The following is a 9,119-nucleotide window of genomic DNA, read 5'->3' as shown; positions in this document are numbered from 1 at the left end:
GGTTCATTGAGATTCCGCTACACTTATAAACCATCAATACTGCCAGAATCACGGGGTGCCTGCCGTTGAGAATCGTTAAAATAAGCGGGTACTGTAATCACTGCCCCTGTTACCGGTTCACCCAAATAGCGACTAGCATCCTCTGCCAATTTCTTCAGCACCATTGCCGAAATTTCTTCTGGGGCGAAATCCTTATTGAGACGGGGACAGGCAACTTTAATATTGCCTACTTCGTCCTTGCGGATGGTGTAGGGTACACGCTTGGAATCTGGACTAAGTTCGGCATACTTGCGCCCAATGAAGCGTTTAACTGCAAAAAAGGTATTTTGGGGATTGAGGACGGTTTGTCGCCGTGCCATTTGCCCAACCACCCTTTCGCCTTCTTTGCTAAAGCCAACTACGGAGGGGGTTGTTCGCATTCCTTCTGCATTGGCAATCACCACCGGCTTGCCACCCTCCATAACGGCGACTACTGAGTTGGTTGTACCCAAGTCGATGCCGACTACCTTGCCCATGCGTTACTCTTCTCCTAAAGTATCTTATATATTTATTATGATTGGGCGGAACTACCTCTAGCTTTTTGCTATTGGATGAAAACACCTCAATGGTATAATAGTCATCATTAAGGCAATAAGCTAAGAAGTGCAGCTAGAGGAGATAGTTGCAAGACTAGGATAGCATTGACGATGATTGGTGTGTCCAAGCAGCCTCAATTCTTGTTATCCAGTTACTTCTATGCACTGTATCTGCAAGTTTGTAAATGCACCTTACAGCATTTTTCAGATATTTAGACCACAACTGAGACGGGGAGTGGGGAGTAGGGAGTAGGGAGTGGTGTAGTTCAATTACCTGAAAATAGCTGTAAAATACTTGCATTGCTTCTTTGAGTACCTGAAAACCTTAATATTGCCACTATTTTAAAAATTTGAATTTAACAGAGCGATTACAAACTTCTTTGACTGAGATTGCGCGAGAACGCGATCCTTACATGGCAACGGCTGGACATTTTTTTGTCCAAGAATACATCCGCCAGCAATTTTCCCAATGGGGGAGTGTGGAAATCCACACCTTTGATGTCAGGGGTAAAGCTTGTAATAACTTGATATTAAATTTACCCTCCCAAGGGAGACGACAAAAAAAGGATTTGCCACTGATTTTAATTGGCGCTCATTATGATGGCGTTCCGGGAACACCTGCGGCTGATGATAATGCCACCGGTGTGGCGGTGTTGCTGGAATTAGCGAGAAAGTTTGCTGCCCAAGCTGCAAGATATCCCTTAAGGCTAGTCGCTTTCGATATGGAAGAATACGGCTTACTGGGTAGTGCTGATTATGCAGCCTTGTTGCACGAACAAAAGCAACAGCTACGCTTAATGATTTCCTTAGAAATGCTGGGTTATACCGATTCTGTGCCTGGTTCCCAAAGTTACCCCCCTCCTCTGGAACGCTTCTACCCAGACAGAGGCGATTTTATTGCTTTAATTGGGAATTTGCGAACATTGCCTGACTTAATTGGCATGAGTCGTAATATTCGCAAAGCTGGCGTACCTAGTCAATGGCTACCCGTGCCGAATCGAGGTTTAATAGTTCCCCAAACTAGACTTAGCGATCATGCACCTTTTTGGGATTTGGGCTATCCGGCAATGATGGTGACAGATACGGCATTCTTGCGAAATCCACATTATCACAAACCTAGTGATGCGATCGCTACTTTGGATTTAGATTTTCTTAGCGGTGTATGTGAAGGCTTGGAAATTGCAATTCGGCGGTTGTGAAAAGTTAAGATAAATTAATAAGTTTATTTTTTGCCCTCTAAAGCATCATTCAACCTGTCGTTTCTTCCAATAATCTGGTCTACGCTTTCCATGAGCTATTGCAACGACCCAAATAAACTCCTTGAATTCTGTGTAGAAAATGAGATAGGGAAAACACTGAAGGACGTAGCGACGCAACTCGGCAATTTTGTACGGCGCTCCTATGCTTGGGTTTTGCTGAATTTTGCCAATAGCCTGCTCCACTTCAGATAAGAAATCTAGCCCCAAGCCAGCCTTTTGCTCCTCGTAGTATGCGACTGAATTATCTAGCTCTGCTCTAGCTTCGCTGTGAATGATGATTTGCTTCACGAGTACTTTTCTCGCAGTTGAGCGAATACCTTGTCTGAAAGTTCACCATAAGCTGTTCCACTACTAATTTCTTCCATCCTTCTCGTTAACTCAACATCCCAAGCAAATTCTGCGTTATTGTCAACATCTTGATCTAAAGAGTGGATCAAAAAGTAAGCAAGCTCTGCACGCTCTTGCATAGATAGCTGAGATAGTTCAAGCCTAAGTTTCTGTACTGTCTCGGTCATAGTCTGCGATCCTCTTGCGATTAATCAGCATAGAGTTAGTGTTGAATGTGACAGATTAAGGTCATCGGTTTGCCATGAATCGAAGCGCCACATAATCTTCAATATAAAGGTTTATAGTTTAATACGCTTGGTGTTAGCGCCTACCTCCCCAATTCCCCATTTTCCATTCCCCATTCCAGTTGTTACCAATTACCACTTTGTGACTATGAGGATTGTACGAGTTGACACGAAACAATGAGGCTAATGAATGCCAAGATCAAAAAAAGGATGCCCCAAGGATATTAAAAGTACTATGCCAGAATTACACCAATCAATTGCCCAGCATTACCACGAACGGACTAAATACGATCCTGAGACTCTCGCCTCCAAAAGTCAGCAGTTAGACTGGGCTAAACAGCCAGTGCCTTTCAAAGAGTACAAAATTGGCTCTACTTTTGATCTCAAACCCTATATCCAAGAAAAAACAGAGGGATTTGCTAATAACCCAGATGCTCAATGGTGGCAAAGACTTTCACGGCTGCTGTTTCGCAGCTATGGATTGACGGCGAGAATGCCTTCTATGGGTAGCGCGGTGTATTTACGCGCTGCTCCCAGTGCAGGCGGATTATACCCGGCTGAGGTGTATGTGGTTTCCCGTGGTACGGCGTTATTGCCACCTGGTCTATATAACTACCAGTGTCGGACTCATTCTCTGATGCATTATTGGGAAAGTGATGTTTGGCAAACTCTTCAATCGGCTTGTTTCTGGCATCCTTCCCTAGAAAATACCCAACTAGCAATTATTGTGACTGCGGTATTCTATCGTTCTGCGTGGCGCTATGAAGATCGGGCTTATCGGCGGATTTTTCTAGATACGGGACACCTGTTGGGTAATATCGAGTTAGCTGGTGCGATTACTGACTATCGCCCTCACTTAATCGGCGGTTTTGTGGATGAATCGGTAAACGATCTGCTTTATATCGATCCGCAACAAGAAGGTGCGATCGCTGTCTTACCTCTGGCAGACTTGTTAGATGTGAATCAAAATTTACCATTGGGATGCACTGCTTTACCTTCCACCACCGAAACCAGTTATCCCAAAATTCCCGATGGCGAATTGCTGACATATTTCCATCGACACACCCAGATCCCATCAGGTGTAACTGGCAATCTTAATTTACCAACTATCAAACAAGAAAAATCTTTGGAGGATAAATATAACTTTCCTTTCTGTTTGAAAATTCCCACCAACACTGCACCGATAAACTGGGGACAAAACCTATCAGAATTGGAAACCACTATGTATAAGCGACGCTCTACCCGCGCTTATAATGGTGATGATTTAACTTTCGATGAATTAAAAGGTTTACTGGATTTCACTTACCAACCGCAAAATTATATTGACCAAAGTTTAGATATTTCTCCAGATTACTTTGATTTGAATTTAATAGAAACATTTATTGCTGTTTGCGGAGTCAAGGGATTAGAGGCAGGTTGTTATTATTACGCACCCAAAGCCCAAGAATTACGCCAAATTCGGTTTAAAAACTTTCGTCGAGAGTTACATTTTCTCTGTTTGAGGCAAGAATTAGGGCGGGATGCAGCAGCAGTGCTTTTCCATACAGCCGATTTGAAAGCTGCGATCGCACAATATGGCGATCGCGTTTACCGTTACTTACATCTGGATGCTGGCCATTTAGGACAACGCTTGAATTTAGCAGCAATCCATCTGAATGTAGGCGTCAGTGGTATCGGTGGTTTCTTTGATGACCAAGTAAATGAAGTTTTGGGTATACCTGCCGATGAAGCTGTTCTATATATCACTACATTGGGACGCCCAAGATAAAAATAATCCTAGAGGTGCAAAGAATGCAGAGAGTTTTTTTCTGTGTTCTTTGCTTGCGTCTGTGTACAAGTTATCTTTGCTTAGTGTAAACTATCAGACATACTTTACACTGCCAGATTCCTGTGAAGATTGAACCAGCATATACTTGTGTGGAAAGCCTCTTTGAGTACATATCCTTGTTTTCTATTCCTAAGTATCAAAGAGCGCAGATGTTGCTCTCAAGGTTTTTTATCGAGAAATTATCAGCTGTTACACATTAAAATTGCAAGCAAATTTAATACATCACAAAATTTGTATACTTAACAGAAAAATAATTATATTTTTAGATTTCAGCAAATTAAATCTGATGAGAAGGAGTCAGAAGACAGAATTCAGAATTCAGAATACCCCAGCAGTCAAGTCAGGGGTAACAGTCACGGAAAGAATTTTTTCTTCTCCACGATTAAAATCGCTTGCTCTAAACCTCCCTTGGACATCCAGGAGCTACAAATCCATTCTGGATTCTGGCTCCTGAATTCTGAATTCTTCTTCGGTAATATAAAATATTTTTTTTCACACAACCACTAATGCTATTTCCAGAGAATGAAAGCCAACGTTTAGAAGTACTTAATCAGTATCAAATTTTAGATACGCCACCAGAAGAAATTTTTGATGAACTAGCTCAACTAGCTGCTAACCTTTGTGAAACACCAATCGCTCTTATTAGCCTAGTTGATGCAGAACGGGAATGGTTCAAGTCAAAAATCGGGGTAACTATATCAGAAGTTTCTCGAAGCATTTCTTTTGGTAGTTATACTATCTTACAAAGTCAAATATTAATTATCCCGGACACTTTGTCAGATGAACGGTTTGCGACAAATCCCCTTGTAATATCAAATCATTATTTCCGCTTTTATGCAGGTGTTCCTCTAATTACTTCAAGCGGCTTTGCATTAGGTAGTCTTTGTGTAATTGATTTTGCACCGCGAAATTTGACTGTTAAAGAGCAAGTAGCCTTAGAAAAGTTGGCAGGGCAAGTAATCAGGTATTTAGAGTTACATCAGCAAAAAGTTATTGATGATAGCCAAAGGAGTTTTAATCTTCTTTTCTCTAAAAATCCTAATCCAATGTGGGTATTTAACCAGGATAATCTACAATTTTTAGATGTAAATGAAGCTGCTGTTATCCACTACGGCTACTCACGAGAAGAGTTTTTGCAAATGCGAATAACTGACATTCGCCCTCCTGGTGATGTGCCTATCTTCAGAGAATATTTAGGGCAAAAGCAGACTAGCTTTCATTTTACTGGGCAATGGCGACATCAGCGAAAAAACGGACAGATTATTGATGTTGAAATTTTCACATATTCAATAAACTATGCCAGCTACAACGCTCAGTTGGTTAATATCCGAGATATTACAGAACACAAAAAAATTGAAATAAACCTTCATGAAAGTGAAGCGAGATTTAGAGTCATTTCTGAAGCTATTCCTATTCCATTAATTATTTCGCGTGAGTTGGACGGGTTGATTTTATATGCTAATCCAGAGTTAATTAAAACTTTTCGATTTTCAGCAAAGGATTTAACTAATCGAAAAATTTTAGATTTATATCAGAAATCAGCCGATTTAGAATTACTGTTGGAAGCCCTGAATCAATATGGCTTTATTGATAACTATGAACTTCAATTAAAAAGAGCAGATGGAACTTATTTCTGGGCGATCGCTTCACTGCAATATTTAAAATTTAATAATGAGGCAGCAATTTTAACTGTTTTTTATGATATTACAAAACGCAAAAACTTAGAAACAAAACTTCAAGAGCAAAATGATTTTTTGCAGATAGTTTTTGAAAGTATACCGTTGATGATTGCACTTTTTGATACCAATGGTAAACTTCAATGGGTGAACCAAGAATGGGAAAGTGTTTTAGGTTGGAAATTTCAAGATTTCCAAACTTGCGATGTTTTGGAAGCGTTATATCCTAATGCTGAATATCGAGAGTATGTGATTAATTTTATTCAGTCTGCACAACGCAATTGGGGTGACTTTAGAACTCAGATGCGCGATGGTCGTTTACTGGATACGTCTTGGACTAATGTTTACCTTTCCAATGGTCAAATTATCGGTATTGGGCAAGACATCACAGAACGTAAGCGAACTGAACTGGCTCTCAAAGCCCAAGCCGAGCGGGAGCAATTGATGCGAACCGTTGCTCAACGGATTCGTCAATCATTGAATCTCCAAGATATTCTGAATGCAACAGTTCAAGAAGTGCGAGATTTACTTGGGGTTGATCGAGTGGTAGTTTATCAGTTTGACCCAGAGATGATTGGCACAATTGTGGCGGAATCGGTGGAACCTGGATGGACTGTTTCTTTGGGCGTCCAGATTCATGATACGTGTTTTCAAGCAGGCGCAGGAGTGGAGTATTATCAAAGACGCAAACGAGCGATCGCTAATATTTATGAAGCAGGATTAACTGATTGCCATATTCGCTTGTTAGAACAGTTTGAAGTCAAAGCAAATTTAGTCGTACCCATTTTACTAAAAGTAAGCTCCCAAAACCCAGGTTCTCACCTTTGGGGTTTACTGATTGCTCACCAATGCTCTGGTTTGCGCGAGTGGGAAGAAAATCAATTAGATTTGCTTGATCAACTGACAGTCCAATTAGCGATCGCCATTCAACAATCCAGCATTTTTGAACAAGCTCAGTTTGAGCTTGTTAAAAGACAAAACGCTCAAGTAAAGTTAAAAAATGCCTTGGTTGAAAAAGAAGTTCTATTAAAGGAAGTTCATCATCGAGTTAAAAATAATTTGCAAATTGTCTCCAGTTTATTACAACTCCAGTCTCAAACACTCAAAGATCCAGAAGCCATCAAAGCTCTTCGAGAAAGTCAGAACCGGATTGAGTCAATATCTCTAATCCATAAAAATTTATATACTTCCGCTAACATTGGACAAATTGATGTTGGTGACTATATCGATAATTTGGCAGCAAGCTTGCTAATTTCTTACCAAATATGGCCTGGTAAAATTGGTCTAGAAACTGATATAGATTCAGTGAGTTTGAATGTTGACCAAGCTATTGCTTGTGGACTAGTTATTAACGAATTAATCTCCAATGCCCTCAAACACGCTTTTCCCAACCAAGAAACAGGCACAATCAGTATTGCTTTACGTAATGTTGGTAATAGTATCGAGATGACTATCCGAGACAATGGGATTGGTTTACCAGATAATTTAGATTGGACAACTAATGATTCTTTGGGACTGTCGTTAGTATATGACTTGGTTACAGAACAACTCGAAGGCGACATTATTCTAGAACGCAATCATGGAACAGTATTCAAAATTCAATTCACGCAGTTAACTTTGCATTAGTAAATATTAAATGGGCCAAGCTAGGATTTTAGTCGTTGAAGATGAAGTGATTGTGGCTAGAACTATTGCCAGCCAACTCAGGCAACTAGGATACATTGTTACGGGTACAGCTTCATCTGGAAAAGTTGCCATTGCCAAGGCATGGGAAACTCAACCAGAACTAGTATTAATGGATATTATTCTTAAAGGTGAGATAGACGGTATTGCTACTGCCAGTCTGATTCGTGAGCAGTTAGACGTTCCTGTAATTTTTTTAACCGCTTATGGTGACGATCATACTTTAGAAAGAGCCAAAATTACCCAACCTTTCGGATATATCGTTAAACCCTTTACTATAAAAGATTTAAGAATAGCGATCGAAATCGGTCTTCTAAAACACCAATTAGAGCGTGAACTGCGAGAGAATCGAGATCACTTAGCAATCCTTTTAAACTCAATGAGTGATGCTGTAATCGCTACAGATGATCGGGGAATAATGACATTTATGAATCCCGCAGCTGAGGCATTGACTGGCTGGCAGCAAAAAGATGCTTTAGGAAATGAGGCGGCGAATATTTTTCATATTGTCGATGAAGTTACAGGGACTACATTAGAAAACCCAGTAACAAAAGTGCTACGGGATCAACAGGTTGTTTATTTAGAAGAATTCACTTCTCTGATTAGAAGAGACGGAAAAAGAGTTCCAATTGGCGATAGTGCTTCACCACTGAAGCGAGGACTTGACCAGATAAATGGTGTAGTAATTGTTTTCTGGGATCTTAGCGAACGACGCCAAACAAAATTGCTAGAGCAAGCATTGGAGAAAGAGCAAGAACTTAATCGTCTCAAGTCCTTATTTATCTCTACCGTATCTCATGAGTTCCGTAATCCCCTGACTGTTATTCAAACAGCAGTAGAACTCATAGAAATGCAAGGAGCAAAATTGACAGATGCGAAAAGAGGCATTTATTTAAAGCGAATTCAAGGTGCTGTGCAATCTCTAGAAAAACTCATGGAAGAAGTGTTGTTTATGGGTCGAGCGGAAGCAGAGAAACTCGTATACAACCCTGCTCCACTTAACTTAGAACAATTCTGTCGAGAGTTAATCGAAGATTTTTCTATTGTTGAAAGTAGCCTGTATGAAATTGTTTTTACTTGTCATAGCGATCGCACCGACGCTGTAATGGATGAAGGACTCTTGCATTACCTGTTTGAAAATCTACTCTCAAACGCGGTTAAATATTCTCCAACAGGTGGTAAGATTCAGTTTGATTTAATCTGCGACCCGATTGATAAAGTAGCAATTTTTTATATTCAAGATCAAGGTATGGGGATTCCTGAATCAGACCAAGCTCGACTTTTTGAGTCATTCTACCGAGCCTCAAATGTCCAATCAATTCAGGGTACTGGATTGGGGTTAGTAATCGTTAAAAGGTGCGTTGATGCTCACAAAGGTCAAATCAGCGTCACAAGTCAAGTTGGAGTCGGCACTACATTTACAGTAATATTGCCCTTAAATCCTGAATTATTCTTAGCTGAAGCTTCTGAATTCTGAATTCTGGATTCTGAATTCTTCTTTAACCCCCATCCCGATTTTTGGAATT

7 protein-coding genes and 1 pseudogene are annotated in these 9,119 nt (G+C 40.4%); 4 read left to right on the top strand and 4 right to left on the bottom strand.

Annotation, left to right across the window (positions count from 1 at the left end):
- Positions 1-26: 26 nt before the first annotated feature.
- Together LC574_RS13205 and LC574_RS13200 are read right to left on the bottom strand one after the other, a co-directional pair.
- Positions 27-515: pseudogene (locus tag LC574_RS13205) on the bottom strand (Hsp70 family protein); the annotation flags it as partial.
- A gap of 154 nt (positions 516-669) precedes the next feature.
- Positions 670-876: a hypothetical protein gene (locus LC574_RS13200; RefSeq protein WP_229453944.1), complete on the bottom strand. Its 207-nt coding sequence runs from the start codon at positions 874-876 to the stop codon at positions 670-672.
- Between the two features lie 49 nt (positions 877-925).
- Here LC574_RS13200 and LC574_RS13195 point away from each other — a divergent pair, with 49 nt between their 5' ends.
- Positions 926-1,774, top strand: a complete 849-nt coding sequence (locus LC574_RS13195; RefSeq protein WP_229453943.1) for a M28 family peptidase — start codon at positions 926-928, stop codon at positions 1,772-1,774.
- A 45-nt stretch (positions 1,775-1,819) separates the two neighbouring features.
- Here LC574_RS13195 and LC574_RS13190 read toward each other — a convergent pair whose 3' ends face one another.
- Both LC574_RS13190 and LC574_RS13185 read right to left on the bottom strand, forming a co-directional pair.
- Positions 1,820-2,122: a type II toxin-antitoxin system RelE/ParE family toxin gene (locus LC574_RS13190; RefSeq protein ID WP_229453942.1), complete on the bottom strand. Its 303-nt coding sequence runs from the start codon at positions 2,120-2,122 to the stop codon at positions 1,820-1,822.
- Positions 2,119-2,349 (bottom strand): addiction module protein, encoded by a 231-nt coding sequence (locus tag LC574_RS13185; RefSeq protein ID WP_229453941.1) that lies wholly within the window; start codon positions 2,347-2,349, stop codon positions 2,119-2,121. The genes LC574_RS13190 and LC574_RS13185 overlap by 4 nt, the downstream gene beginning before the upstream one ends.
- Positions 2,350-2,641: 292 nt before the next feature.
- On the opposite strand from LC574_RS13185, the gene LC574_RS13180 reads away from it, so the two are divergent.
- From LC574_RS13180 to LC574_RS13170, 3 genes are all read left to right on the top strand, one after another.
- Positions 2,642-4,174: a SagB/ThcOx family dehydrogenase gene (locus LC574_RS13180; RefSeq protein WP_229453945.1), complete on the top strand. Its 1,533-nt coding sequence runs from the start codon at positions 2,642-2,644 to the stop codon at positions 4,172-4,174.
- Positions 4,175-4,740: 566 nt separating this feature from the next.
- Complete coding sequence (locus tag LC574_RS13175) at positions 4,741-7,536, top strand: PAS domain S-box protein (protein WP_229453940.1); 2,796 nt, start codon at positions 4,741-4,743, stop codon at positions 7,534-7,536.
- Positions 7,537-7,546: 10 nt separating this feature from the next.
- On the top strand, positions 7,547-9,070 hold the full coding sequence (locus LC574_RS13170) for an ATP-binding protein (protein ID WP_229453939.1): 1,524 nt from the start codon (positions 7,547-7,549) through the stop codon (positions 9,068-9,070).
- The last annotated feature ends 49 nt before the right edge of the window (positions 9,071-9,119 follow it).

It is taken from the genome of Nostoc sp. CHAB 5715 (assembly GCF_020829685.1).
Lineage (GTDB): Bacteria > Cyanobacteriota > Cyanobacteriia > Cyanobacteriales > Nostocaceae > Nostoc.
This window is presented reverse-complemented; position numbering and strand designations above follow the sequence as displayed.

Excerpts from the sequence above, each read along its gene's own strand:
- LC574_RS13175 (WP_229453940.1), top strand. The coding sequence starts at position 4,741 with ATGCTATTTCCAGAGAATGAAAGCCAACGTTTAGAAGTACTTAATCAG.
- LC574_RS13185 (WP_229453941.1), bottom strand. The coding sequence starts at position 2,349 with ATGACCGAGACAGTACAGAAACTTAGGCTTGAACTATCTCAGCTATCT.
- LC574_RS13200 (WP_229453944.1), bottom strand. The coding sequence starts at position 876 with ATGCAAGTATTTTACAGCTATTTTCAGGTAATTGAACTACACCACTCC.
- LC574_RS13170 (WP_229453939.1), top strand. The coding sequence starts at position 7,547 with ATGGGCCAAGCTAGGATTTTAGTCGTTGAAGATGAAGTGATTGTGGCT.
- LC574_RS13180 (WP_229453945.1), top strand. The coding sequence starts at position 2,642 with ATGCCAGAATTACACCAATCAATTGCCCAGCATTACCACGAACGGACT.